At 47.4% G+C, this 26151-nt stretch carries 30 protein-coding genes; 22 read left to right on the top strand and 8 right to left on the bottom strand.

What is annotated here, in order from left to right:
• The first annotated feature begins 35 nt into the window (after positions 1-35).
• The 4 genes from ACXAGL_RS19605 to ACXAGL_RS19590 all read left to right on the top strand — a co-directional run bounded on the left by ACXAGL_RS19605 (position 36) and on the right by ACXAGL_RS19590 (position 3249).
• Positions 36-1310: a Y-family DNA polymerase gene (locus ACXAGL_RS19605; RefSeq protein WP_474992301.1), complete on the top strand. Its 1275-nt coding sequence runs from the start codon at positions 36-38 to the stop codon at positions 1308-1310.
• 62 nt (positions 1311-1372) lie between these two features.
• A complete protein-coding gene (locus ACXAGL_RS19600) occupies positions 1373-1705 on the top strand; it encodes an iron-sulfur cluster biosynthesis family protein (RefSeq protein WP_027955490.1) in 333 nt (110 codons plus the stop codon).
• Entirely contained in the window at positions 1702-1926 is a 225-nt protein-coding gene (locus ACXAGL_RS19595; RefSeq protein ID WP_474968913.1) for a YqkE family protein, read from the top strand. The genes ACXAGL_RS19600 and ACXAGL_RS19595 overlap by 4 nt, the downstream gene beginning before the upstream one ends.
• Before the next feature lie 525 nt (positions 1927-2451).
• Entirely contained in the window at positions 2452-3249 is a 798-nt protein-coding gene (locus ACXAGL_RS19590; RefSeq protein ID WP_474992299.1) for an MBL fold metallo-hydrolase, read from the top strand.
• 340 nt (positions 3250-3589) lie between these two features.
• On the opposite strand, the gene ACXAGL_RS19585 is transcribed toward ACXAGL_RS19590, so the two are convergent.
• Together ACXAGL_RS19585 and ACXAGL_RS19580 are read right to left on the bottom strand one after the other, a co-directional pair.
• The gene (locus tag ACXAGL_RS19585) at positions 3590-4342 is read right to left on the bottom strand and encodes an IclR family transcriptional regulator (protein ID WP_474992298.1); all 753 of its coding nucleotides are present in this window, start codon (positions 4340-4342) and stop codon (positions 3590-3592) included.
• Between the two features lie 71 nt (positions 4343-4413).
• Positions 4414-5529, bottom strand: a complete 1116-nt coding sequence (locus ACXAGL_RS19580) for a saccharopine dehydrogenase NADP-binding domain-containing protein (RefSeq protein WP_474992297.1) — start codon at positions 5527-5529, stop codon at positions 4414-4416.
• 106 nt (positions 5530-5635) lie between these two features.
• On the opposite strand from ACXAGL_RS19580, the gene ACXAGL_RS19575 reads away from it, so the two are divergent.
• From ACXAGL_RS19575 to ACXAGL_RS19565, 3 genes are read left to right on the top strand one after another with little or no spacing between them, the layout of a single operon-like run.
• Positions 5636-6175 (top strand): DUF2975 domain-containing protein, encoded by a 540-nt coding sequence (locus tag ACXAGL_RS19575; RefSeq protein ID WP_474992295.1) that lies wholly within the window; start codon positions 5636-5638, stop codon positions 6173-6175.
• 9 nt (positions 6176-6184) lie between these two features.
• Entirely contained in the window at positions 6185-6406 is a 222-nt protein-coding gene (locus tag ACXAGL_RS19570; protein WP_474992294.1) for a helix-turn-helix domain-containing protein, read from the top strand.
• A gap of 13 nt (positions 6407-6419) precedes the next feature.
• Positions 6420-7220 carry a DUF817 domain-containing protein gene (locus ACXAGL_RS19565; protein WP_474992292.1) on the top strand — a complete coding sequence of 267 codons (801 nt, stop codon included), beginning with the start codon at positions 6420-6422 and terminating at the stop codon, positions 7218-7220.
• A gap of 24 nt (positions 7221-7244) precedes the next feature.
• Here the strand turns inward: ACXAGL_RS19565 and ACXAGL_RS19560 are convergent, their stop codons facing one another.
• Positions 7245-7841, bottom strand: coding sequence for a TetR/AcrR family transcriptional regulator (locus ACXAGL_RS19560; protein ID WP_474992290.1), 597 nt, complete (start codon positions 7839-7841; stop codon positions 7245-7247).
• Positions 7842-7856: 15 nt separating this feature from the next.
• Positions 7857-8756, bottom strand: coding sequence for a DMT family transporter (locus ACXAGL_RS19555; protein WP_474992289.1), 900 nt, complete (start codon positions 8754-8756; stop codon positions 7857-7859).
• Between the two features lie 170 nt (positions 8757-8926).
• Here ACXAGL_RS19555 and ACXAGL_RS19550 point away from each other — a divergent pair, with 170 nt between their 5' ends.
• Together ACXAGL_RS19550 and ACXAGL_RS19545 are read left to right on the top strand one after the other, a co-directional pair.
• The gene (locus ACXAGL_RS19550) at positions 8927-9376 is read left to right on the top strand and encodes a hypothetical protein (RefSeq protein ID WP_474992287.1); all 450 of its coding nucleotides are present in this window, start codon (positions 8927-8929) and stop codon (positions 9374-9376) included.
• Positions 9373-10125, top strand: coding sequence for a class I SAM-dependent methyltransferase (locus ACXAGL_RS19545; RefSeq protein WP_474968906.1), 753 nt, complete (start codon positions 9373-9375; stop codon positions 10123-10125). The genes ACXAGL_RS19550 and ACXAGL_RS19545 overlap by 4 nt, the downstream gene beginning before the upstream one ends.
• Positions 10126-10201: 76 nt before the next feature.
• Here ACXAGL_RS19545 and ACXAGL_RS19540 read toward each other — a convergent pair whose 3' ends face one another.
• A complete protein-coding gene (locus ACXAGL_RS19540; protein ID WP_474992286.1) occupies positions 10202-11302 on the bottom strand; it encodes a DUF2515 family protein in 1101 nt (366 codons plus the stop codon).
• Between the two features lie 190 nt (positions 11303-11492).
• Between ACXAGL_RS19540 and ACXAGL_RS19535 the strand changes: the two genes are divergently transcribed.
• From ACXAGL_RS19535 to ACXAGL_RS19525, 3 genes are all read left to right on the top strand, one after another.
• Positions 11493-12125 carry a putative glycolipid-binding domain-containing protein gene (locus ACXAGL_RS19535; protein WP_474992284.1) on the top strand — a complete coding sequence of 211 codons (633 nt, stop codon included), beginning with the start codon at positions 11493-11495 and terminating at the stop codon, positions 12123-12125.
• A gap of 98 nt (positions 12126-12223) precedes the next feature.
• Entirely contained in the window at positions 12224-13798 is a 1575-nt protein-coding gene (locus ACXAGL_RS19530) for a long-chain-fatty-acid--CoA ligase (protein ID WP_474992282.1), read from the top strand.
• A 104-nt stretch (positions 13799-13902) separates the two neighbouring features.
• Positions 13903-14277 (top strand): hypothetical protein, encoded by a 375-nt coding sequence (locus tag ACXAGL_RS19525; protein WP_474992280.1) that lies wholly within the window; start codon positions 13903-13905, stop codon positions 14275-14277.
• 156 nt (positions 14278-14433) lie between these two features.
• Here ACXAGL_RS19525 and ACXAGL_RS19520 read toward each other — a convergent pair whose 3' ends face one another.
• Complete coding sequence (locus ACXAGL_RS19520; protein ID WP_474992422.1) at positions 14434-14655, bottom strand: winged helix-turn-helix transcriptional regulator; 222 nt, start codon at positions 14653-14655, stop codon at positions 14434-14436.
• Positions 14656-14919: 264 nt separating this feature from the next.
• On the opposite strand from ACXAGL_RS19520, the gene ACXAGL_RS19515 reads away from it, so the two are divergent.
• The 9 genes from ACXAGL_RS19515 (at position 14920) to ACXAGL_RS19475 (ending at position 23693) form a co-directional block, all read left to right on the top strand.
• A complete protein-coding gene (locus tag ACXAGL_RS19515) occupies positions 14920-15642 on the top strand; it encodes an SDR family oxidoreductase (RefSeq protein WP_474992278.1) in 723 nt (240 codons plus the stop codon).
• An 80-nt stretch (positions 15643-15722) separates the two neighbouring features.
• Positions 15723-16013: a hypothetical protein gene (locus ACXAGL_RS19510; protein ID WP_474992276.1), complete on the top strand. Its 291-nt coding sequence runs from the start codon at positions 15723-15725 to the stop codon at positions 16011-16013.
• Positions 16014-16106: 93 nt separating this feature from the next.
• Positions 16107-16850, top strand: a complete 744-nt coding sequence (locus tag ACXAGL_RS19505; RefSeq protein ID WP_474992275.1) for a polysaccharide deacetylase family protein — start codon at positions 16107-16109, stop codon at positions 16848-16850.
• Positions 16851-17130: 280 nt separating this feature from the next.
• Positions 17131-18393 carry an ammonium transporter gene (locus ACXAGL_RS19500; RefSeq protein ID WP_474968899.1) on the top strand — a complete coding sequence of 421 codons (1263 nt, stop codon included), beginning with the start codon at positions 17131-17133 and terminating at the stop codon, positions 18391-18393.
• Positions 18394-18417: 24 nt separating this feature from the next.
• Complete coding sequence (locus tag ACXAGL_RS19495) at positions 18418-19386, top strand: DUF294 nucleotidyltransferase-like domain-containing protein (RefSeq protein ID WP_474992274.1); 969 nt, start codon at positions 18418-18420, stop codon at positions 19384-19386.
• On the top strand, positions 19383-20102 hold the full coding sequence (locus ACXAGL_RS19490; protein WP_474992273.1) for an exonuclease domain-containing protein: 720 nt from the start codon (positions 19383-19385) through the stop codon (positions 20100-20102). Before ACXAGL_RS19495 ends, ACXAGL_RS19490 begins: the two co-directional genes overlap by 4 nt.
• A 155-nt stretch (positions 20103-20257) precedes the next feature.
• Positions 20258-21652, top strand: a complete 1395-nt coding sequence (locus tag ACXAGL_RS19485) for an FAD-binding oxidoreductase (protein ID WP_474992272.1) — start codon at positions 20258-20260, stop codon at positions 21650-21652.
• Positions 21649-22641 (top strand): bile acid:sodium symporter family protein, encoded by a 993-nt coding sequence (locus ACXAGL_RS19480; protein WP_474992271.1) that lies wholly within the window; start codon positions 21649-21651, stop codon positions 22639-22641. Before ACXAGL_RS19485 ends, ACXAGL_RS19480 begins: the two co-directional genes overlap by 4 nt.
• 266 nt (positions 22642-22907) lie before the next feature.
• A complete protein-coding gene (locus ACXAGL_RS19475; RefSeq protein WP_474992269.1) occupies positions 22908-23693 on the top strand; it encodes a DUF4097 family beta strand repeat-containing protein in 786 nt (261 codons plus the stop codon).
• A gap of 31 nt (positions 23694-23724) precedes the next feature.
• Here the strand turns inward: ACXAGL_RS19475 and ACXAGL_RS19470 are convergent, their stop codons facing one another.
• Both ACXAGL_RS19470 and ACXAGL_RS19465 read right to left on the bottom strand, forming a co-directional pair.
• Positions 23725-23862 (bottom strand): hypothetical protein, encoded by a 138-nt coding sequence (locus tag ACXAGL_RS19470; protein ID WP_474968893.1) that lies wholly within the window; start codon positions 23860-23862, stop codon positions 23725-23727.
• A 101-nt stretch (positions 23863-23963) separates the two neighbouring features.
• A complete protein-coding gene (locus ACXAGL_RS19465) occupies positions 23964-24962 on the bottom strand; it encodes an LLM class flavin-dependent oxidoreductase (protein ID WP_474992267.1) in 999 nt (332 codons plus the stop codon).
• Positions 24963-25165: 203 nt separating this feature from the next.
• Here ACXAGL_RS19465 and ACXAGL_RS19460 point away from each other — a divergent pair, with 203 nt between their 5' ends.
• Complete coding sequence (locus tag ACXAGL_RS19460; protein ID WP_474992265.1) at positions 25166-26143, top strand: metallophosphoesterase; 978 nt, start codon at positions 25166-25168, stop codon at positions 26141-26143.
• Positions 26144-26151: the final 8 nt, after the last annotated feature.

Below are 26151 nucleotides of genomic sequence, written 5' to 3'. Positions count from 1 at the left end.
CGCATAATAGTAGTAAAAACGAAAGGAGAAGGGACATGAGCAATCCGAATATTGATTACACCCGCTATCAGGATCGTGGCATCCTCTGTGTGGATATGAAAAGTTTTTACGCCAGCTGTGCAGCGATTGACCGCGGGCTTGATCCTTTAACTTGTTCCCTGGCGGTCGTTGCGGATATGAACCGGAGAGGGAGCGTTGTTTTGGCTGCGACACCGGCCATGAAACAGAAATACGGCATCCGTACGGGGAGCCGTCTGTTTGAAATACCATCGTCACCGGATATTGTGATTGTGTCCGCTCAAATGAGGAAATATTTGGAGGTGTCTACGCAAGTCACGCACCTCTTTCATAAATTCGTTCCTAAAGAGAACATCCATACGTACAGTGTCGATGAAAGCTTTTTGGAAGTTGGAGGGAACAAAGGCAAATTCGGCCGTCCGGATGAGACGGCACAGATGATTATTGATGAATTGAAGGAAACCTTCCATTTGGATGCCGCCATCGGAATCGGACCGAATATGCTGTTATCCAAACTGTGTCTTGATCTGGAAGCGAAAAAGAAGGGCATAGCGCGGTGGACGTTTGAGAACTTTCAGGAGAAATTGTGGCCCGTCGCCCCTTTGTCTGAGATGTGGGGGATCGGCCCGCGGATGGAGCATAGGTTGAACCGGATGGGCATCTGGTCAGTCGGCCAGCTGGCAAAATTTCCGCTGGAACGACTGGAGAAGGCGTTTGGTGTGATGGGGAATCAACTTTATTACCATGCGAATGGGGTGGACTTATCCGATCCGGGAGCTCCGATTATCCATGGCCAGGTGAGTTATGGAAAAAGTCAGATTCTCCTCAGGGATTATCCGGATCCTGAGGAAGTGAAGTACGTTATCCTGGAGATGTGTGAGGAGGTGGCCCGTCGTGCGCGCCGCAAGGGCCATGCGGGCCGGACGATTTCGCTCGGTATCGGCTACAGTAAAAGGGAAGATGGCAGCGGCTTTCACCGGTCTGTATCCATCAATCAGCCGACAAGCATTACGATGGATATTTATCATGCCTGCCTCACTTTGTTTCACCGCTTTTACAACGGGGGAGTCGTCCGCCGCCTATCCATTTCGCTTGGCAGTATTACGGAGGATGCCAGTGTTCAGCTGGACTTGTTTGATCAAGGAAAGGATAAAAAACGTGACCTCGGATATGTCATGGATGAGATTCGTGAACGGTTCGGCCAGGATATGCTGCTCCGGGCGGTTTCCTGGACGGACGCCGGCACAGCTCGACACCGCAGCCGTCTAGTTGGCGGACATTATGCCGAATAAAATCAAAACGATTGTTCTTTGTTAAAGGATTTTTTACAATAGAAGGACAGGAGGGATGAAAGATGAAACTACGCATCACAGATGAAGCTAAACAACAGCTCGAGCAGATACAGGAAGCCGGCCGGCCGCTTCTCCGCCTTTTTTATGATACTGAAGGGTGCGGCTGTGGAGTGAACGGACTCCCGACCCTTCGTCTGGAGCATGAAGAGCGGACGACGGATGAGAAAGTGGAAAATGAGGATTATCCGGTCATTATTGACAACCAGCAGGCCATTTTCTTCAAAAAGGAGATGAAGCTTGATTTTGTCCGCGGCACTTTCCGCCTTTCCAGCCCTGATGGTATCTTGAATCCGATCATCCCGATCAAAGACGTGAAAGAAGGAGCGACGATATGAGTAAAAAGAAACTGGAAGAAGGCTCGCTGGGCTCCCAGCTGAACGCCGATGTTTTATCCAAACTCAAGTCGAAGCAGAATGAATGGAAACAGCAGGCAGCAGAACGGGAAGAACAGGAAAAGCAGCGCCGGATGGAAGAAAGAAAGCGCAGAGAAGCCAATAAGAGTTTTGAAGAGCTTCTTAATGAGAGTGAACTCGATTGGAAAACTTTCAAAAAATAAGCACTCCACTAAGGGGTGTTTATTTTTTCAGTCTGTAGAAAAAGTTCGTCTTATCCAGTTAGAGTCGTCCGTATGTCATGTTGATAGGGCACGAGCCGAAGATCCACTTGGTCAAGAAAACCATTGGACCAAGTGAATCTTCGGCTCGTGCTGTTCCCGCAGGCGTCACCACCGAACGCTCCTCGGTGCCTGTGGAGCTTTACGCTATGATGATAGAGAAAGGTTGGCATAGCTCCTTCGCCGTTTCAAAAAAACAGTACAAGATGCGTCACGGCCGCTTGCGTGGGGAAAATCCTATCCATGATCAAGTATTGGTGATCGCTCCTTTGGAATCACTAGAAAACGCATGTTTTTCCAAACGGATCAGGGACCCGGTGATTCCTGCGAAAAAGGAGGCAGTGCAACCACTTTAGACATAACCACTTCTACGACACGGACCATTTATTCTTTGATGACTTTATTATATAGTGAATGATTATTCATTCATGTTACAATAGGGAAAGAATCTAAAAAGGAGTGAATCCTATGTTTCAAGTCTTTGAAAAAGAGCAGGTCACATGTGTGGAAATGGTCGTCCCTCATATGGGCAGTGTTTATGCGTATTACGTGGACGGTATGATTGTAGATACGGGCACCCGTCATTTTGAAGATGAACTCATTTCGTTTTATGAACGCATGCCGATAGATGTGACGGCTCTGACGCATAACCACGAAGATCATACAGGGACTGCGGCGTGGCTGGAACAGCACCACCGTTCTCCGATCTATGTTCACCCATCCGGCATCGATACGTGTAAGGAATTTGCTCCTTACCCGGAATACCGAAGGAAGACGTGGGGGCTTCGGGAAGCCTTTCATCCTGTCCCGTACCCGTCTCGGCTTTCCTCCCGTCAATTGGACTGGGAAGTGATTGAAACGCCGGGCCATGCGGTAGATCACGTTTCCCTGTTCAACAAAGATCGTGGCCTGTTATTTTCAGGAGATTTGTACGTACGGCCGAAGACAAAGGTAATCATGCGGGAGGAGTCCATCCCGCAGATCATGAACTCCATACAAAAGGTGCTCACTTACGATTTTGGACCGATGTTTTGTGGTCATGGCGGTTATATAGAAGATGGGCGCAGCCGCCTGGAAGAGAAACTGGACCATCTCCAGCACCTCTATGCAGAAATCAAGCACCTTCACGAATTCGGACTGTCCAATCATGACATTCAAAAGAAGCTGTTCCCGAAGGAGTATCCGATTATTTCTTATTCTGATGGAGAATGGGATTCCTTTCACATCATTACCTCCATTGTCGCTGACGTGAAAGCCCGTGTGTGAAAGGTGGAAACCGACGTTTAACAGACAAAGGCCGGATTCATTGTGTCCGGAAAATACTACTTTTCGCAAGACATGTGTATGGTCGTGTTCCGCTTATCAGTGGATGCTTGCGGCGGGCACGGCCTCCGCTGACTTGGAGAGGAAGAACACCTGCCGAAGTGGATCCTCGGCCCGTGCTGTTCCCGCCGGCGTCCCCAACGAACGCTTCTCACGACCTTCCCAAGTGACGGTGTGAAAAAATGAAACGAAAGGGTCTGGGAGAGTTTTTAAGTTCCTGGAGAAGATAGGGGAATATGAGGTTCATCTACAAAAAGACCGCTGCAGGGCAGCGGTCTTTTTGTTATGTTTTGGAGAGTTCGTTTGATACAGCTTCTCCTGCTTTTTTAAGGAGTTTCTCCCATTTTTCCTGATCAGCCAGGAGCTGATCGGTTTTTGCACCGACGATGGAGAGGGCTGCGGCGGTTTCAGTTTTGCTGAAAATCGGTACGGCCATGCTGATCGATCCATCAATCGGGTCATCCACGCTTTTGGATAGCCGTTCTTCCTTTACGTGTTGCAGCTGCTTTATATATTCCCCTTGATCGATAATGGAACGGGATCCATATTTCTCCAGTGGCTGGCCGGCTAAATAATGCTCCCGTTTTTTGATATCCATAAAAGCCAGGAATACTTTTCCGAAATTACCATAGGTGACAGGGAGGGTTTGACCTGCTTTGGAGAAAAACCTTAGTTCCTTCGTTCCTTCGACCGCCTCGATGATCAGAAGCTGATCATTTTCCATAACAGCCAGCTGCACCGTTTCCCCCAGCCGGTCACGCAGATCCACCATATGGGGAACGGCTGCATTTCTTAATTCGTGATGAGCCTTTAATTGAACACTGAGTTCGAGGATTTGATAACCAAGAGAGTATTTTTGTGTAACACTGTCCTGTTTAACAAATCCCCGGGATTCCAATGTCTGAAGCGTCCGGTGCAGCGTGCTTTTAGAGATATCAAGCTGGACCCCGAGCTCCCGGATGCTCTTTTCTTTGTTCTGGCTGAGAACCATTAATATGTCAATCGCATTATCAATGGCTGCAATACGCGAAGGCATCGCATGACCTCCTTTACGTAACAAACGCATTTTCCCTCTATCATACCACGTCTTTTTGGTGGGTGGGGCTTTTAAGACTGGTAACGGGCAGCGAGCGTTTGGTAGCTGCTCATCATTTCTTTTGCGAGCTGGAGGCTGTCTTCCGGTCTGAAGCTGGCATGATCGAAATGAAGCATCTCCTTCAAAATCTGATGGGTATAGTCCGAATAATAAATGGTTCCATCTTCGCTGATGTGATCAATCCCATCCAGCTTGGCAGAAGCTTCATTGATCTGAACGGCTTCTTCCAGCGTCAATCCTTCCGGGAGGACGGGTTCAGCCCCTTCCCGGCTCAAATAGACAGGATACCCGCCGGGCAGCCCTTGTGGAGAGGGGGAGTGTGTAAACAACTTAGCTGGCTGGAGGAGGGCAAACATATTTTTAATGGTGGAGCTTGCGGAAACGGTTGTGAATGCTGTGCCCTCCGGATACTGTTTGATGGCGTCCCACAGCAGCTGTTCAGTATCAAACTGGTTCGTAACATCTTTGTCATGCACCATAATTTTCATATAATGCGGGGCTTTCTGATAGCCGGCTTCTCTTGGATAGACCCACCATTGATGATGGATGACCAGGTAGATCGTTACGGCATCTGCCGGTACATGAAGGTTTTCAGCAACTGAAAGTTTTACAGAAGGTTCAATTACATCTACATTCCCGATGCCGATAGTAGGGGCAAGTCCGAGTTTCCCAAGGGCAGGATTGACCAGGTCGGATAAAGCTGTATTAATCACATGCGGGGAAACAGAGGATTGCCGTACGGCCAGCATAAGGTGGTAGGCAAGGGCGAGCTGGCATGGAAGCCATGCACCGAGACTGGCTGCGCTCAACCTTTCATAGACTTCCTTAGGAAGCTTACGGATGGTATGCCACGTCTGGAGAACCGCGCAGTTGATGATGACGTCTGGCTGCTCCCTGTCAATGAGATCAGCTGTTTCTTGGACATTGGTTACGTCCAGCCTTTTGAACGTAATTTCAGGGTACAGGCGGCTGACGGCCGCTCCGCTTAAGGCGTTATGCACTTTCTTCCTGCCGTCTTCCTCATTAATATCACAAACAACCAGCTCCGGGCATTTAGGATCACGAACGAGAAATTCCAAAATATGACTGCCAACTTCACCAGTTCCAATCAACAACACTTTATTCATCGAAAAACCTCCATTTTTGGGACAGTGTCCCTTTTTTGTTATTATACGCAGAAAAAAGTGAAGGGGTCAACGGAGAACTTAGCCTGTATAGAATAAAGTATCGAATATGAATAAAAATTTATTGTTTATCAATAAATATATCGATAAAATAGAAAACAAGGATGGGGGGAGAAAAGTGAAAAAAGGATCGACGATATTTTTAACCGTTGTTATTTATGCGCTGGGACTGGGAGTGCTGGTTTTATGCGCGTTTCTGCTTCCTTGGAGAGAAGGGGGAGCAAGGGGGCTGTGGGGTTCTCATTATCCTGTGTTGATTGGGATGTATGCGGCGGCTGTTCCTTTTTTCACCGCTTTATACGAGGCGCTCTGTCTGCTGCGGCTGATTGGAAAAGAAGCGGCATTTTCTGATGCATCGGTGTACTCATTATCCAAAATCAAGCGGAGTGCTTTTGCGGTCAGTGCGATCTATGTGCTGGTGTTTCCGTTCTTTTACAGAGCAGGGGATGTAGGTGATGCTCCTGGATTGATGGCCGCCGGCCTTGCCTTCATGGCAGCGTCCTTCGTCACAGGGGTTTTCGCTGCGGTCCTTCAGGCTCTGCTGAAGCAGGCGCTTGAAATAAAAAGAGAAAATGATTTGACGGTGTGAGGTGATGAGATGGCCGTGAAGGTTCATGTTGATGTCATGTTGGCGAAAAGGAAGATGAGTGTGACAGAACTGGCGGATAAAGTAGGGATAACGATGGCCAACCTTTCCATTTTAAAAAATGGAAAAGCGAAGGCCGTCCGTTTTTCCACCCTGGAAGCCATTTGTAAGGCCTTGGACTGCCAGCCTGGTGATCTATTGGAGTATGTAGAGGATGAACGTGATGAAACATAGGTGTTTTCATAAGGTGTCAGACGCTGTACACCAGCTTTTTCACTTTGGTTGGCAGCAGGCACTATCGTGTATCTTTCCAGTTATCATTTTTGCGGCGCTTGCAGTTACGCAGGTACTTCCAATGCCTGTTCTTCCTCGTTATGACTGGCTGCTGCTCTTCTTTTTACTGACGCAGTGGCTGATGCTTCGGTCCGGTCTTGAAACAAAAGATGAACTGAAGGTGATCACGCTTTTTCACGTCATCGGTCTGGCATTGGAAATCTTTAAAGTACACATGGGTTCGTGGTCATATCCGGAGCCCGGTTACAGTAAGGTCTGGGGAGTCCCGTTGTACAGCGGATTTATGTATGCCAGTGTAGCCAGTTATCTGTGTCAGGCTTGGAGGAGACTGGACGTACAGTTGGTTCACTGGCCTTCCTCCCTTTTGGCCGGAGGTTTGGCAGGGGCGGTTTACCTCAATTTCTTCTTTCATCACTTCTGGATTGATATCCGTTGGTGGCTCGCATCCCTTGTCGTTCTCCTGTTTATTCGGACACGGGTAACTTATATTGTTCAGGGGCGGGAATATTCAATGCCGCTCGTTCTGTCCTTTGTCCTGATCGGTTTTTTTATCTGGATTGCTGAAAACATTGCCACGTTTTTCGGTGCGTGGCAGTATCCCGGCCAGCAAGACGCCTGGACGCTTGTTCATGTGGGGAAGATCAGCTCCTGGCTGCTGCTTGTGATTGTCAGTTTTCTTATTGTTGCTCTCTTGAAGCATGTGAAGGGAAAGCGTTCAGGAACAGGTGAGGAGAAGGAAACAGAGGCTGTATGAGCAAAAAAAGAGGAAGCCTGATATTCAGGCTTCCTCTTTTTTATAGTCTGCGGATTGAATGAGCATGTGTGCCGTTTCTTTTGCTCCTGTGGTCCCTCGTTCATAAATATCAAGGGAATAGGTCACCATTAACCCTTCGTGAAGAATAAATAATTGTTCTGCTATAGGAGCAGGATTTTCCAGCTGCAGTTGTTCCAAAAGGGAGGCGAACAATTCCTTCAACCACTTTTTCTCTTCCATAATAACCTTCCGGCCTGGATGGGTTTCTTCAGAAAGCTCAGCCAGGGCATTTACGAAGGCGCACCCTCTTTTGTTCCGTGTGCTCATCCAGTTTTCAAGGGCATCGAAAATACGCAGGATTTTATCCAGCGGCTGATCGTCCGGCACTTCATCCATGCAGGAGAACAGGTGCTCCCTCCATTTTTGATCCCGCTCTTCCAAGTACGCCACAATAAGCTGATCCTTAGAACCGAATCGGTCATACAGGGTCTTTTTGGTTACACCAGCTTCACTTGCGATGGTTTCCACACCTACAGCATGGATGCCTTTGGAATAAAACAGCTCTGAAGCGGTATCCAGAATCCGCCGGGCCGCCGGTGTCATTTTTGTCGTTTCACCCATGCAAGCCACCTCCATCTATTGTTTGTATGGATCGGTCTCACAAGGACCGGCTTCTGCTTTTTGAATGACCCATACACCTAGAAAACATATTATCATTCCTGAGATGGTTAAGAAACCAATTGTATCTCCAAACATAACATAAGCCCAGATCATTGTGACAGGTGGTGTTAAATAAAGGAGACTGCTGACTCTTGTAACACTGCCGATTTTTAAGTTCAACCAGTAAAAACCGTATCCTCCAATGGTGGACAAACCGGCGACCCAGGCGATTGCGAACCAGAAATCAAAGGTAGCCGGGGGCGCCGCATTGTCCGTTGCTATCCCAATGACTGTAAAGAAAACAGCAGTTACGGCTGTTTGAATCGGCAGCGCATCCATTAAAGATAAGGGACGTTTGATTGTCTTTTCAAATAGTGTGGCGATGACAAGGGAAATCATGGCTGCAAATGACAGTCCATAAGCCCAGATCGGTACGTCTAAAGCTTTTCCAAGATCACCGTAAACGACGAACAATACGCCTGTGATGCCGGTGAATAATCCGATCCACTGTTTACGGGATGTCCCTTCCTTTAGAACAGGCCCCGCGAGCAGAGCTGCTGCTATAGGCTGCAGCGTCGTTATTAAATTAGAAGTCCCCGCTGAAACCCCCTGTTCAACGGAAAGGAATACACAGTATAAGTATCCTCCCTGAGCCAGCAGACCGATCAACACCTGAGTCATCACACTTTTAGGACTCAAACGGGTGCGCCGCTTCCATAACCACCAGATCCCTAAAATAGCAGCAGCCGTTATAAAACGCCACATCAACACCGTCATAGAAGCTGCCTCATCGGTCCCGAGTCTCGCTCCGATAAATCCTGAGCTCCACATAATTATAAATCCTGTTGCGGCCAGTACGTTCAATTTTTTATTCATGAAGCATCACCCTCCTTAAAGTAAACCGATCGGTATATTCTTATTATATATAACCATACCGGTCGGTTTACCGTCAAGAGAAAGTGGAAGGGGAAAAATGTTCCAAAGAACGAAACTTATGCAGAAGGAGATACGTAGAATAGGGAGGAAGTGAAAGGGGAGGAGAAAACATGGTCGCAGCCTACACGTACAGCAGCACCTTAAGAAAGACAAAAGCGGCTCGGACCGCTTTTGTCCTCATTGTCTGCAGCGTTGTGTCAGTGGTAACCGTCCTCCTCACGGGAGACCGTTCTCTTCTTTATACGCTCCCTGCAGGCGTCCTCATCAGTGGGGGAGCGGTCTGGTATGTGCTGACTATGAAAACACGTATCTATACAGTCGTGCGTAAGGATGGATTAACGATCCATAGAGGACTGGGAGGCGGCTATCTCGACCTTCCATTTGATGACATCATTAGAATAACAAAAGTAAAGGACGTCTTGATCATAAAAAGGAAATCGGACCACTCAAAAGAACTTTATATGGGTTACTTATCGGCGGAAGACCAAGGGTCTCTGCTCTCGGAAATTGAAAAGCACTGGGGACAGGCCCACCCAATAGAAAAGGGGGAAAACGAATGACGAATATTCAAAAGCACAACGAAAAGGCCTGGGATCGAAAAGTCGAGGATCAGGTCCGCTATACGAGAGCGGTCGATGCAGAAGTCATTCAGAAGGCTTCTGCTGGTGATTGGGCAGTCGGGGTAACTGCAGGAAGGAAAGTGCCTGGTCATTGGTTTCCGAAGTCTGTCAGCGCATTGAAAGTGCTGTGTCTGGCTTCTGGTGGCGGACAGCAGGGACCAGTACTCGCAGCCGCAGGAGCTGACGTCACAGTTTTCGATTTATCGGCGGCCCAATTGGAACAGGATAGAAAGGTAAGTGAAAGGGAAGGGCTTTCCCTTAGAACCGTTCAAGGGGACATGACTGACTTGTCCGTTTTTGAAGATGAAACCTTTGATATCATTGTTCACCCCGTCTCCAACGTATTTGTGGAAAATGTCCGGCCGGTATGGAAAGAAGCTTCCCGGGTATTGAAAAGAAAAGGTACGTTGATTGCTGGATTTATGAATCCGGTTCTTTACCTGTTTGATGACCAGAAAGAAGAGGAAGGAAAGCTTGAAGTGGCTCATGCGATTCCATATTCGGGACTGGAAGATGCTTTTGAAGAGAACGAGGCTGTAGAGTTCGGACACACGCTTGAAGATCAGATTCAAGGACAGATCGAAGCCGGCCTGATGATTACCGGTTTTTACGAAGATGATTTTGGAAACGGGCGGACAATCGACAAGTACATAAAGACAATGGTTGCGACAAGGGCGGTGAAAGGCTGAAAGGTGTGGGGGTTGTGTTCACATAAAAACCGTCCTGCTCCATTTATGGAAGCTGGACGGTTTTTTGTGCAGCGCTCTATGAAAAAAACGTTTGTTTCGCTTGAATAGCTGCCTGGATTTCCTCAAGAGACCGGCAGCAGGGACCTTCGATGTCTCCTGAAAATTTTTCCGGCTTTTTTTTCAGCAGACGAAGCACATGACAATCGGTAAACCAGTCTCCTTCTTCCGCACTAGGATGGACCCAGTCATCCCAGGCCATTGACAAGGTCGGACTGAAAAGTTTGTTTCTCCCAAGTCCTCTGCAGGGGCTTGGAGAAGGTACAGGTGTTGAACCATCCCCTTCCATAAAGAATAACTCGGGCCAGTAATCAGCTCTTGAGCCGGTATGAGGACGGGATTCCGCCCACAGAATAATGGATTCAAGCCGGGATTCTATGGAATAGAGCAGGTCGTAGAGAGAACGCCCCAGGGAGACGCGTTTATTTACGGAAGTGAAATGGTGGACCGTTCCACCTGTCAGTTTTATTCGTTTTTGCACAGGCGTCAGGTAAGGGAAAAGGATATGGTTCATGGACAGCAGTTCCTGAAGTTTGAACATGACTTTATCCATTACTGTCTGCATGTAAAGGGAGTTGTTAAGAACGCGGTTTTCAATATAATGCTGTTCATTAACAATCAGCGCTTTGGTGATTTCTTCACTGCGGCCGCTTTCCCAAAAACGCTCCCAAAAAGGGCGCATGAAGGCAGACACATTCAGAAAGGGTAACAGATGCCAAAGAGGTGCCCCTTGTTTCCTGCTGTATTCATAGAGAAGCAGTTGAGGATAGGCATCCTGAAAGATGAGCCAGTTTCCGCGTTCCAAAAATACATAGAAATCAACCGCTTCTTTTGCTGTCAGCAGTTTAGGAAGATAAGACCCCTTCAAATCGGTCATGTTCCATCCGGCATTTCTTGAAACTAAATGGGCAAGCAGAGCCCAGTGGATTTCGGGGTGGATGAGAAAGAAATCCATATAGGCTTTCGTACGGGTAACATTGTTCCGGTTGGCTTTTTTGGTCTTATTTTTAATGTCCTCCAGCATTCTTTCCTCTTCTTTATGGATCGGCGGTGTGTCACCTGGTTTTAAGGCGTTTTTTAACTGCTTTTTTAATACCCCTGCATCAGACCGGAATTTCACCGTACCCCCCCTCCCATATGCAGATCTATTTTCGGGTTTTCATGATTTTTCTAGTGTATGCAGGAAATAAAACCGTATGTAAAACAAGGAAGGAATATCGTTGTATCTCAACGAATTCTTCTAAAATAAGGGAATGAAAGAGGGAGAAGTCCGGCAGATAGCCGATGATATCAAAAAGGAGGAAACCCTATTGCTGCAGCGTATCATGTGGGATCATCTTGACGCCGCCGGTTCGGAATATGTAACCATTAACAAACGGCCTGACGGTATGGAAGTGAATGGGACCGTTCTGCTGATCAATGACAGACGCCCCCACCGCGTTTCTTATCTCCTTAGACTCGGTCATGATTGGAAAACAAAAAAGCTTAAAATTTTTACAAATGAAGAAGAAGACCCTTTTGTCATTGAGACCGTTAAAGAGGACAAATGGTGGGTGGAGGGCAGTTACATGGAGGCTTTGGACGGGGCGTCCAATATTGACTTGTCCATCACACCTTTAACCAACTCGCTTCCAATCAACCGGGTTTCATGGGTGATAGGGGAGAAAAGAACATTCAAAATGGTCTCCGTGAAGCCGTTAAGCCGGGAAGTGATGCCAATCCTGCAGACATATACGTATTTAGGGGACTCTGATGACTGCCGGATTTTCCAGTACAGGTGCCGAAATTATGAAACAGCACTGGTCGTTGACCAAAATGGCTGGGTTGTCGAATATCCAGGCTTTTTTTACCGGCAGGGGGTGTCAGATAATACAGGAGTTTTCAATGGGGCACCGGTATTTCTGGCTTCGGAAGGAAATTCAGGAGGGAGGCTTCCGACCTGATGAAACCCTCGCCGGCAAAAACAGTGGAAGGAGAAGTTGCTGGATAACAGAAATTTCTTTACACTTATTGTAAGCGCTTTAATTAGGAGGGTGTTGGCATGCATGTACCTTTAGTTTTAACCGATTTCCTTGATCGGGCAGTAGAACTATATGCAGAAAAAACAGCGGTCATAGATGACACGTTTTCATTGACCTACAGTCAGTTGAATGAGAGGGTCAACCGGCTTTCACGCGGCCTGGATGCACTTGGTGTAGGAAAAGGGGACAAAGTGGCTTACCTAGCTCCCAATTCAACAGAAATGCTGGAAGGGTTTTATGGAGTCTTTCAGCTTGGAGCTGTCATGACGCCCTTGAATACCCGGTTGCAGCCGGCGGATTATCAGTTCATTTTGAGACATAGTGAAAGTAAAGTTCTGCTTGTTGATGCTTCGCTGTATCCTCTGGTGGAGAACATTGTCGATGACCTCCCATGCCTGGAGCACGTCATTGTCCATGGAGACACATCTGGACAGGGGTATGAAAACTGGCTTCACTCCTTTTCCTGCGACTCATATCCGAGAGCTGAGGTGGAGGAAACAGATCCGGCTTCCTTGTTATATACGAGCGGGACGACAGGGAATCCCAAAGGTGTTGTGTTGAGTCACCGGTCGAACTATCTGCATGCCTTATCTTCGATGCATCATTTACGTGTTTCGGATCAGGATACACTGCTGCATGTACTCCCGATGTTCCATGTGAACGGATGGGGGTCTCCATTTTACTACACAGCAAATGGAGCGACACAGGTGATGCTGCGAAAAAACGATCCATCCGCCATCATTGATAAGGTGGAGAAGTATAAGGTGAGCGTGTTACATATGGCTCCCACGGTGTTGAACATGGTGATTGAGGCTTATGAAGCGGCCGATCCGCAAATTAAACAGGATGTGCGCGTCGTGATTGCGGGATCGGCTCCACCTCCGGCTTTTGTAAGGAAAGTGGAAGAGGACCTGGGCTGGAAATTCATTCAAGTGTACGGCATGACTGAAATCTCGCCGCTCATTACGACATCTGAGCTCAAGTCCATGGATTTGGAGAAAGAGTCGGAAGAACGTTATCGTTTGAAGGCGAAAGCAGGGTATAGTATGATAGGCAGCCGGGTAATGGTCGTTGATGAGCAGGGCAGCCAGGTTGAGCATGATGGAAAGACCATAGGGGAAATCGTTACACGGTCAAATAATGTTATGGACGGTTATTACAAAAATGAAGAAGCAACAACAGCTGCCATCCGTAATGGCTGGCTGTATACCGGAGACATGGCAGTCGTGGACGAGAACGGCTATATTGAAATCGTCGATCGGAAGAAAGACGTCATCATCAGCGGTGGCGAAAACATCTCTTCCATCGAAGTGGAAGGAACGCTGTACGATCATCCATCCATATTGGAAGCGGCTGTCGTGGCAGTTCCTCATGAAAAATGGGGGGAGGTTCCGCACGCAAGCATTGTACTCAGAGAAGGAGAAAGTTTGACGGAAGAAGAAGTGGTCCGCTTCTGTAGGGAAAAACTCGCTCATTTTAAAGTACCGAAGAGCATTTCCTTTATTGAAGAATTACCAAAGACCGCATCCGGAAAAATACAAAAAGTGGTGATCAGGAAAGAATTCTGGAAAGGTCACAGTCGGATGGTTCATTAAAAAGAACCTCCCCTTATCGACGGGGAGGTTCTCTTTGTTGACATTTATACCAACGGGGGTATAAAATACAACTAGAAAATGAAATGAAAAAGGAGGGATGGGCTATGACGGCGGGAATGAGTGCTTTGATCATGTTTGCCTTATACCACATCCTCTATCGGATCTGGCCGGCCCGGTCAGTCCATAAAGTCTCTATAACACCCAGCCGCTCTTTTACAGGCAGAGCCGTTGTTGATACCCGGGATTATCAGATTTCCTATAAGGATCCGTATCCACAGGCGTACTGCCTGCCTCTGGCCTATTTGAAACGGCACGCAGGAGAGCTGCCGGATCAGCCGCTGCTGCTGATCTCCACCAACGAGGTTGAGAAAAATATGGCAGCAAGAGTTCTTAGAAAAAAAGGATTTACGGTTGAAGGATACGCGATTGCAGGCGAATGCGAGGAGTGTCCGAAAGTTCCTTGTATGGCCGGCTCTTGACCGTGTGCTTCTTGTTTAGATGAAGGATTGAAGGATCTGAGACCTTTATGGAATTGAAAAAGACGCTTTCTTCTTCAGCCACTTCGGCTGGGGAAGAAGCGTCTTTTTTATATACAACAAGCGTCAGACATTCGATGCCTGTTCAGAAGCCTCCGTCTATTCCTCCTCACACTGCACCCGCTCCAGCTGCGTCTTAGGAACATGCTGCAGCCCCCAGTCACAAATTAAGTCTAGAACAGGAATCAAGGAACGCCCCCGTTCCGTCAATGAATATTCAACCTTTGGTGGAACTTCTGGATAAACCTTCCTGAACAGGAGGCCGTCTTCTTCCAGTTCTCTTAATTGTCTCGTCAATGTTTTATGGGAAACATCTTGTATATACTGCTTCTAATCCCCGAAACGCCGGTATTGACATTCATAGATTTCATAGAGGATCAGAACTTTCCATTTTCCCTGAATCATCTGCAGCGTGGCGTCAAATTCATTTAAGTAAAGCATCTTTTCCATACGTCGTCCTTTCTATACGTCGTCCTTTCTATACGTTACCTTGATGTCACCATCTGACATGAAAGTGCGTACTTTTTTCTTCATGATTCCTCCTGTACACTACCCATGAGTGAAAGAAAAGAAAGGGGAATAATGATGAAAACAGGGTTTATCGCAGTCACAGGAGCTTCCAGCGGGATAGGGAAAGCAACGGCTTCATTATTGATAGAGAAAGGCTTCAATGTTCTGCTTATCGCCAGAAGACAGCATCTTTTGGATGGGTTTTCTGGAGACCACGTCATGAAAGCAGATGTGGACGTTACGAATGACAAGGCTTTAAAGGCTGCAATAGAGAAAGCGGAGCAGACGTTCGGGCCTGTTGACCTGATGGTGAACAACGCTGGACGGATGCTTTTAGGTGATATTACTAATCAAAACAAAGCTGAATGGAAGGAAATGTATGATGTGAATGTACTCGGAGTTCTAAACGGGATGCAGGCTGTTCTTCCGTCTATGAAAAAGCATCAGCAGGGTACCATCATTAATATTGGGTCGATTGCCGGCAGAAAAACCTTCCCGGATCATCCCGCTTACGTGGGAACGAAATTTGCCGTTCACGCCATGACGGAAAATGTCAGGGAGGAAGTAGCTGGTGACAATATCCGCTTAACGACTATTGCTCCGGGCGTTGTGGAAACAGAACTGATCAGTCATACGTCTGATGATGGCATCAAACAAGGGTACAGGGATTGGAAAGCATCCATTGAAGGAGGACTTCGGCCGGAAGTTGTAGCCGAGGCCATCTATTATGCATATCAGCAGCCATCGTCTGTAACGATTCGCGAAATCGACCTGGCACCGACGAAACAGCAGGATTAACAGGAAATGAACCGCAGATTGAAACGCCTTCCTCCTCTTTTTCGTATGGAATAGAAGAAGATGATCAGGAGGGCTGTCTAATGATTCAAGTCATTGTCACACTAACCGCAGGTGTCGGTTTGTACATGTTATTCAACTGGCTTATGGGGTACCGGAAGGGGCATATCCAATTGGATTTGGATGGCCGGTATGTAGGTTTCGGCGAATATACGCAGGCTGTTCTGGCTGAATTGAAGAACCAGGGTTACAAAGCATCTTATGAAGGGGACGGGGTGTTTAGGATCAATGGAAACCGTTATGTCTTCATTGAACGAAATGTTTCCATGAGAGGCGTCCCCCTTCAGCGGACCATCTTAAAACCCGATCAATAAGCAGAAAAGCTCTCTCCAACAAAGAGAGCTTTTTTCTATGGAATAAGATGACCGCCGCTCTGCACACTAATAAAAAAAGAAATGGGGTCAGAGATGAAACTGACATCTGGCATTGCTGCTATTTTTCTGTTTTTTGGAAGTTTTCCTCTACTCTCGACGGACGCTCATCCGCGGCACTTTTATGAAGAGAAAGGGACCGCGATCTGGGAAGTACCGACAGAGTCCAAATGGGTTGCCGTCACATTCGATGATGGACCGAGTGATACGTACACACCCGAAATTATGGAAGTACTAAAAAAATACGGGGCAAAGGGTACATTTTTTGTAGTAGGGTCACGAGCTCAGAAGCATCCGGACTTGATCAGGGAGATGGCGCAGGAAGGACATGAAATAGCCAACCATACGTACCATCATCCGAGTTTCACCGGAATATCAAAACAAGATATTGTGAAGGAAATTGACTTTACGGCAGATGTAATCAAGGAGATTACGGGGAAGCCTCCTCAATTGTTCCGCCCACCCGGCGGTGTTTACAATGACATTATTGTAAATACCGCCAGCGAGGAAGGGTATATGGTAGTCATGTGGTCCTGGCATCAGGATACAAAAGACTGGCAGAGCCCCGGGGTAAATCGGATTGTGGATACAGTTCTAGACCATTCAAAGAATGGGGATATCATTCTCTTTCATGATTTCGGAGGCAACAGATCTCAGACGGTCCAGGCATTGAACCGTATTCTCCCTGCATTAAAAGAAGATGGCTTCCAATTTGTAACGGTATCCGAATTGATTGAAAAACATCCAAAGTATAAAATCGTTGATGACTTTTCCGGTTAGTATAGCAGGATAAAGGGTGCCTGGCTGTAGAGAACGTGATCTCCACAGCCTTTTTTCATGTTTAAAATACCAGTGGGTAAAGGTTTTTTCTTAAAGAGTTGGACTGATGTATAAATGGAAAGGGCGAATCATTCTGTGTAAAGGTACAGCGTGTAGAGCCCGCTTGTAAATTTTGAAAAATGTGAAGAATCCTTACATAAACAATTGTGTTAACATTTTGACTTTGGTACAGTAGTATATATCATATTATGTTAAGAAATCTAACATGGAGGGGTAAGTCATGGAAGCCACGTTTTTAATGAACAATCTCTGGATTGTTGTCTGTACGATTCTTGTTTTGTTGATGCAGGGAGGGTTTATCCTTTTGGAGGCGGGATCGACACGTATGAAAAATGCCGGCCATATTGCAGGGAAAACCGTCTTTACAGTGGGAATTGTTTCTTTGGTTTTCTGGGCTGTCGGGTATGGGTTGATCTATGGTGAGGGGAATGCTTTTGTAGGCTTATCCCAGTTCTTTTACGGGGATGCAGAAACCATGGGAGAGGGACTGGCTGGTTCCGTTGATTTTATGTTCCAATTAGCTTTCGCAGCTATTGCCATGACCATTGCTTTCGGTGGCTTTGCTGAGCGGGCGAAACTGATGGGGTACGTTATTTTTGCGGTCTTATTTTCAATACTTATCTACCCGGTTATCGCTCACTGGATCTGGGGCGGCGGCTGGCTCGCGGAGCACGGGAAACAGGACTTTGCCGGTTCCACTGTTGTTCACCTGACCGGAGCCATGGCGGCTCTGGCAGCAACCATGATCTTGAAACCGCGGATCGGTAAATACAATAAAGACGGTACATCGAATGAGATTGCCGGTCATAACCAGGTATTCACAGCTCTCGGTGTGCTCATTCTCTGGGTTGGCTGGTTTGGTTTTAATGCGGGAAGTACTTTTGGTGTGGGGGATGCCTTTTTCGGTTATGTCGCCTTGAATACTCAGCTGGCAGCCGGTGCGGGGGCTGTTGGGGCAATGCTTATGGTATGGGCCGTGACTGGGAAGGCGGATGTACCGACAACACTGAACGGAGCTTTGGCTGGTCTGGTTGCCATTACCGCCTCCTGTGCCTTCGTTGCTCCATGGGCGGCTGTCTTGATCGGCTTGATTGGAGGAGCGTTCGTCTTCTTCAGTATGAGGTTCTTCGATAAACGGAGAATCGACGACCCGATATTCGCCCTTTCTGTTCACGGTACAGTAGGGATCTGGGGGACATTGTCCAACGGTTTATTTGCAACGCCGGAACTTGCCGCTGTAGGTCGTCCCGGACTTTTCTACGGCGGGGGATTTGAACAGCTGGGTGTACAGATTCTGGGAGTCGTCAGTTCTGGTCTCTATGCGTTTGTTGTTTCCTTCATCATTTTGAAGGTTATGGATAAGGCAATGGGCGGCCTCCGTGTTTCCGAGGAAGAAGAGATTATGGGACTTGATATAAGTGAACATGGCGGGTATGGGTATCCTGAGAACCTGACACCACCGAAGTCGAATTCAGGAGCCTAAATAGAGATAAAGGGTGGAGTTGGCATGCGCGAAAGCTATCAAGAGCTGCGTACATGGCGGGAAACGATGATCCCTGGTCTGTTGACCGATTCTGAGGAATTGAATGTGTTTCATGATCAGCTCATCTCCCGGACGGTGAAACTTGCAGAGGAAAGGGTGAGAAATGAGCAGGGAATGCCGCCTGCTCCTTTTTCTTTTTATCTCATGGGGAGCGCGGGGCGGGGCGAGCAGTCCATTTGGAGTGATCAGGACCACGGTCTTATTTTTGAAGGAGGAAGGTCTGATCAGGATTACTTTCTCGCGCTGGGTGCTGAAATCAAACGCGGTCTTGCCGCTGTCGGCTATGAAGAATGTGAGGGAGATGTCATGTCCTCCAATCCAGTTTGGTGTCAGCCGAAAGAGGAAATGAAGCAGCAGGTATCAGGGTGGCTGCAGCGGGGGGACTGGCAGGCTCTCCGTCATATGCAGATCTTCTTCGATTCAAGAGTTCTCGTGGGTGAAAAAGACAGGCTGGCACCGGTGAAAAATGAAATTTTCACAGCATTCCAAGAGCACCCTCACCTGTATCAAAGAGTTGTGGAGAACGTGAAGCTTATAAAAAAAGGAAAGGGCGTGTTCGGGCAGCTGCTTCCGGAACAGAAGGGAAGCCGGCGGGGCAGCGTCGATCTTAAACAAACCATTTACTTTCCGTTTGTCAATGCAGCGAGACTTCTGGCTTTCTATAAACAGCTGCATGTCCCTTCCACCCTGTCGAGGTATGACTATTTGGAGGAGGACTTTCCGGAACTTCATTTTTATAATCAGCAGTTTCAAGAATTTCTTCAGTTCCGGCTCCATAAGGTGGAGGAATCGGATGGGTATGGCGGGGTGCATTATGTTCCAGTACATTCTCTGAAAGCGGAAGATAAAAAGCGGTTGAAATCCTGGATGAAATACGGCCATGAAGCCATTGAGCATGCTAAAGCGGTTTTATCTAAAGAGGGAGTGCTATGAATCCATTTACTCAATTTGTAAAAGATCTCTCCGGCCGGATCGGAAGCGGCTTTTCATCCCTGAATCAAAGCAGTGCTTCCAACCAGGCCTACATTAGAAATCTGGAGCGCGAAATTAAGGAAAAAAATGTGCTGGATCTGCCGCTTGCAGATCTTCCTGTCGTCGTCTTTGATTTAGAAACGACCGGTTTTCACCCCTATCAAGGAGACCGCATCCTCTCGATAGGGGCTGTAAAAATCAGAGGCTTGCAGATTGAAAAGGAGTCCTTCTATTCGCTCGTCCAGTGCAGGGGCTCCATATCTGATGAAATCACATGTCTCACGGGCATTACAAAGGAGATGACGCAGAAAGCCCCACCGCTTGAGGAGGTCCTGCACGATTTTTACAGGTATATCCAAAGTGATGTCTTAGTCGCCCATCACGCCGGCCATGAGCGAAAGTTTATGAATCATGCGGCATGGACGGAAATGAAGCGGAAGTTTCGGCACCGGATCCTTGATACAACCTTTCTCACCAAAGTGAATCGTCCGAACCAGGATCTGAATTCCCTTGATGAATGCTGTGCGGCGTATGAAATACTGGTTGATCATCGGCACCATGCTTTATCTGATGCCAAGGCTGCAGCAGCCTTATGGATTCGGGCGGTCGAGGAAGCACGGGAGAACGGGTACCGGACGCTCGGGGAAGTCTATACAAAACTCGCTTCTTTTAGCTGAAGCACTCCTGATTGTAAAAAAGGGGTGTTTTTTTTATGTGGAAAAAAGCTATAGGTTAAAAATCCTTTAGAAAAAAATGAAAAAAACAACCTCCTGTTGTAAAATTCAGACTATTATGTATAATGTGAGACACAATACAGGCGGGAGGAATAGCAGTGGCAGTAGATATGGCTGATTTCATACAAGAATTGAAGCTGGTGCTTCAGGACCATCAACTTTCAACGAACACAACTGTCCTTGATCATCACAGCAGGGACGAGTCCTATCATAAACCGGAAAGACCGGAACTGGTTGTCTTTCCGGAGACGACAGAAGAGGTGCAGGCGGTTGTAAAAGCTGCAGACGCTTTCGGGATACCCATTATTCCATTCGGGCTGGGAACCAGCCTTGAGGGTCACGTGATCCCATATGTCCGAGGGGTCACGATTGATTTTTCACAAATGAACAAAGTCCTTGAAGTGAGGGATAAAGATTTTCTAGTGAAAGTCCAGCCTGGGGTAACCAGATCTCAGCTGAACAAGGAGTTGAAGAAATACGGCTTATTCTTCCCGGTAGATCCCGGCGCAGATACCACGATTGGAGGGATGGCAGCCACGAATGCAAGTGGGACCACATCTGTTAAATATGGAGTCATGAAAGATCAGGTGCATGACCTTGAAGTGGTCACGCCTGATGGAAGCTGTATACATACAGGCAGTATGGCAAGGAAGTCATCTTCCGGTTACCATTTGAACAGTCTTTATGTCGGTTCAGAGGGAACTCTTGGATGCATGACAGAACTAACTCTTAGAGTATATGGTATTCCTGAGCACATTACAGCGGGAAGGGCGTCTTTTCCAACCGTCAATGATGCTGTGGAAGCCGTGGTGTCTATCCTGCAGGCGGGTGTTCCTATTGCAAGAATGGAACTCGTGGACGAGCGGTCGATGCAGCAGGTGAACCATTTCAACCACACAACCTTTGATGAAAAGCCGACTTTATTCTTAGAGTTTCATGGAAATGAGTCCGGGCTTTTAGAGGATATTGACTTTGTGAAAGCCATCGTCCAGGAACATCATTGTATGGGGATCCAATTCGAAAAAGACAATGCTGCGCGGGTGAAGCTGTGGGAGGCGCGGCATCAGCTGGCCTATGCCTATATCCACAGCTTTCCCGGGAGGAAGCTGATGGTGACGGATGTGTGTGTTCCGATTTCCAAACTGGCTGGAGCCGTGAATCACGCACGTGGTGTCATTGAAGAACTGGGGCTCCATGCCGGAATTCTTGGTCATGTAGGGGACGGAAATTATCATGCGCTTCTTATGCTGGACCCGGATCACCCCGAGGAAGCCGCTAAGGCGGAGCAGTTGAATGAAGCCATTGTAGAATATGCTCTTGCATGTGGTGGAACATCGACGGGCGAACATGGGGTTGGACGAGGAAAGATGAAGTATCAGAAACAGGAACATGGGGCCGCACTGGCTGTTATGGAGAAAATTAAGCAGGCCCTTGATCCAAAAGGAATCATGAACCCGGATAAACTCGTTCCAACAAGGAGGACAAATCAATGAAGATGCTTGAATCTATTAGTCATATAGCTGGAAAGTATTTTGCTTTCTGGGTGGTGGGGGCTGCGCTGACCGCCTTTTTCCTCCCTTCCACTTTTCTCGGTCTGGGAGCCTACATTACCATTCTGCTTGGAGTTGTCATGTTCGGAATGGGACTTACACTAAAACCTGTGGATTTTAAGATGGTCGTGCAAAAACCGGTTCCAGTCATCATAGGGGTGCTGTCTCAATTTTTGATTATGCCCCTGGCTGCTTTTGTTATTGCGTATTTGTTGAAGCTTCCTGCCGAGCTTGCAGCAGGACTTGTGCTTCTCGGTTCAGTTCCTGGAGGGACCTCTTCCAATGTCATGGTGTTTCTTGCTAGAGGGAATCTGGCTTTGTCTGTGGCGATGACCTCATTGTCAACGCTTCTTGCCCCCATTTTCACACCATTGATTCTCCTGATTCTGGCTGGTCAGTGGCTGCCTGTGGACCCGGTATCCATGTTTGTTTCAATCGTGCAGGTTATCATTATTCCGATTGCTCTCGGAGTCGGTGTACGTAAGCTTGCCCCGGTAGTGGTTGACAAAGGGACGTCCATCATCCCGCTCATCTCTGTTCTGGCCATCATCATTATTGTTATGGCAGTAGTGGCAGCGAATGTAGACAGCATCATCAGTTCCGGTGTGATGGTTTTTGCTGCAGTTATGCTGCATAATCTTTTCGGTTTGTCCCTTGGTTATGGAACGGCAAAAATGATGAAGCTGGATGAAAGCAAGCGCCGGGCGATTTCCATTGAAGTAGGGATGCAGAACTCCGGTCTTGGTGTAGCGCTTGCTACAGCCCATTTTGGTCCCCTTGCTGCGCTGCCAAACGTTCTTGCTGCCGTATGGCACAATATCTCGGGACCTATATTGGCAACCTTCTGGTCGAAGAGACCGACAGAAAAACAAGAGGAGGATGCTGCACCTCACGATGCGTGGGTAGAAGGTATAAAACAAACAGGTCTATAAAAATTCTGCCATAGGTGAAACCTTTTTCCATTCTTTTCCGTAAACCATAGAAACAACGGAGGAGGTTAGGAAAAGCACGTGCGTATACGGCTGAAGAAAAGGTGGATACGCCCCTCATATACATATGTCAGCGTGGCATCTTATATTTTTAATGACGAAAGAGGAGGCTTATGAAAAAAATATGGATAGGCATCTGTTTATTTCTTTTTGTTCTGCTTTCAGGAGTCACTTTGTATTCTTTATGGGGCAGCCAGGAGGTGAATGCAGTGACTGAGTATGAAAAACAAGAAGTCGAGAGGATTGAAATCGAGGTGGCATCCATGGATGTCGACATTCAGACCGCATCTGTCTCCCACGTTGAAATGAGTGCAGAAGGAAAGACAAACCAACCCCTTTTTACGTACCATTACTCTCAAGGGAAACTACATATTGAAGAAGTGGAACGAAAAGGGGTCCGTCTGCTTCCTTTTTCTCCCTTCAAAGATGCTTCCTTACACATTGTGCTTCCTGAGAAAAAATATGAGGCGCTGACTATGCAGGCATCATCCGGAGACATCCGTATCGAGGAAATGACAACAGCGTCTTTAAATATCAAAACTTCGTCGGGATCTGTGGACATGGTGAATAATGAGATTGAAAAGACTCTGGCCATCGAAACTTCCAGTGGAGATATCGCAGGGGAAGCTGTTACAGCGGGCGCGCGAACTTATCAGACGAAGAGCGGATCCATTACGGAAGAGGATGCTGAGGGAGAGAAGACAAGGGTCAACACGGCTTCCGGAGATCTTTCCTTGACCGGAATGCAGACACTGACGGGTTTGGATGTGGAAACGACCAGTGGGGATGTGCATGTGAGTTATGAATCGGCAGCACCTCAAGATGGAACGGTTTTATTTACGAGCCGGTCAGGAGAAGCGGTTGTAAACTGGGAGGATTTGTTGTATGAAAAGAAAGAGGAGCACTCCTTTCGAGCTGTGCTTGGGAAGGGGAGTGAAGAGAACATCATACAGATTGCTACACAGTCCGGGGATCTGCACTTGAATAACAGGTGAGAGGAGGAGACCTCCCACCTTCGCCTGCTTACTATTGATGTGCGCCCGGTCCTTCTTCAGGTCGGTTTTTATTCGTGCGGTGTCCTGGTTCTTCTTCAACAGGCAGGCTTTCCTTCGGTGTTTTATTGTTGGTTTTAGCGGCGTTCATTTGAGATGTGCGTTTTCCCATATAAGATCCCTCCTTGTATTTTCCTTAGTGTTCGGTCGGAGGAAGGATGTTAATCGAGTAAAATATGGCAGAAAAAGAGCGCCCCGGAGGACGCTCTTTTTTTATGGGTTCATGATTTCTGAAATGATTTCATAAGAGCGCAGCCGTTTATGGTGATCGTAAATTTGAGAAATGATCATCATTTCGTCTGCCTCTGTCTCTTGAAGGAAGCTTTCCAGTTTGGCTTTGACCGTTTCTTTACTTCCGATAATGGAAGAGCCGAGCTGCTGCATGAGTGCCAGCTTTTCCCTTGGCGTCCATACATCCTCCATGTTTTCAACTGGAGGCTGAAGCAGCATGTTCGTGTTCCGGACGAGGTTCAGGAACTGCTGCTGAAGGGATGTGGCCAGATATTCCGCTTCTTCATCCGTATCGGCGGCAATCACATTCACACCAACCATCACATAGGGCTGGTCCAACACATCGGATGGACGGAACTGTTGTCTGTATAAACGCAGCGCTCCTTCCGTATTGTTCGGGGAAAAGTGGCTGGCGAATGAGAACGGCAGTCCCAGCTGTCCAGCCAGCTGCGCACTGAATCCGCTGGAACCAAGGAGCCAGATCGGCACATTCAGTCCTTCTCCTGGTACAGCATGAATGCGGTTTTCGCCGGCAAAGTAACCTCTTAATTCTTCCACCTGCTCAGGAAACTCGTTTGGATCACTATCCAGGTTTCTCCTTAACGCACCAGCTGTCAGCTGATCTGTTCCCGGTGCCCGTCCGAGGCCTAAATCAACCCGTCCAGGAAATAAAGTCTCCAGTGTACCAAACTGCTCAGCGACCACAAGTGGAGCATGGTTGGGCAGCATTACCCCGCCGGATCCGACTCGAATGGAATCTGTATGGTGCAGTACGTGGCTGATGGCTATGGAAGTAGCCGAGCTTGCGATAAACGGCATATTGTGATGTTCCGCTAACCAGTATCTGTTAAATCCCCAGCGCTCAGCATGCTGAGCCAGATCCACTGTATTTTTAAAGGAGTCAGCCGGTGTGCCGCCTTCTGTAACGGGGGCAAGGTCTAGAACGCTGTATTTTGTGTGAGAGAGTGTTTTTTCAGTCATATCCTGTCCTCATTTCTTTGTAGAATCCTATGGTTATCTTATCAATTTTGTTTCGAGACTCAAAATAATTTGTCTGAGCCTGAATCCATGCTTTCTTCCAAAGAGCCCCAGTCCTGTTCCTTCATATCCCGTATTGGAATGGACACACTAAGGAACAACAAAGGAATCTGGTTGGTTCTTTATAGAAGAAAGGAAGGGTATCGGTGAGAACGGCTGTATTCTGGATTAATGAAAGCCTTCTTATACTATTTCTCAGTCTTGCCGTTGCTTATACCGTAAATAGTGAGGCCACGGATCTGGAAGGGGACGGCAGATTTAAGCTCGTTCTGCTTCCGGACACCCAGTTGTATTCAGATGAGTTTCCAGAAAGGTTCCATGCCCAGACTCAGTGGCTGGCAGATAACTTTGAAAAAGAGGATATTCGCTTTGCCGCCCATTTAGGGGATGTGGTGGATAAAAATCAAAAACATCAATGGGAAAATGCGGATCAAGCCGTTGACCGGATGGATCAAGCCGGTGTGCCATATGGAATAGCGATGGGAAATCACGATATGGGGGGGAAAGCGGCTCACTATAAACAGTACTTTGGCAGCAGACGGATGAAGGGGCGCCCGGGTTATGGAGGACACTCTCGAAATGAATTGAACTCCTATTATACGTTTTCAGCAGAGGGAAAAGATTTTCTTCTCCTTTTTTTAAATATCGATCTGCCCGGTGAAGATCTTGCCTGGGCCCAGCGTGTTCTTGATGAACACCCAGACATGCCGGTCATCGTTGTCACCCATCTGCTTATGGATACGAAAGGCCGGCTTTCAGAAAAACCTTATGTAAGAAAATCCAAAGGGAATTCTCCGTCATTCATTTATAACGAGTGGATTGCGAAGAATAGTCAAATTTTCATGACTGTCAACGGTCATTACAGTGGAACCTACCGCAAGATTCGTAAAAATGAGGCGGGACTGCCTGTCCATCAATATGCTGCTGATTACCAAGGGTATCCGAATGGAGGGGAGGGGTTCCTGAGAATCATTGAATTCGACTTGAATAAAAATACGCTGACCCACCGGACATATTCGCCTTATTTAGATGAGGACATGATTGGGGAGCAGCATAATTTTACCGAGTATGTGGATTTTGAGAAGCGGTGGAACCTTGAAATTCCCAACCAGCCCTATGAATAAATGAACAA

It is taken from the genome of Halobacillus sp. ABA4_118, from assembly GCF_056160205.1.
The sequence above is the reverse complement of the archived record's forward strand: the minus strand, read 5'-3'. Positions and strand labels throughout refer to the sequence as shown.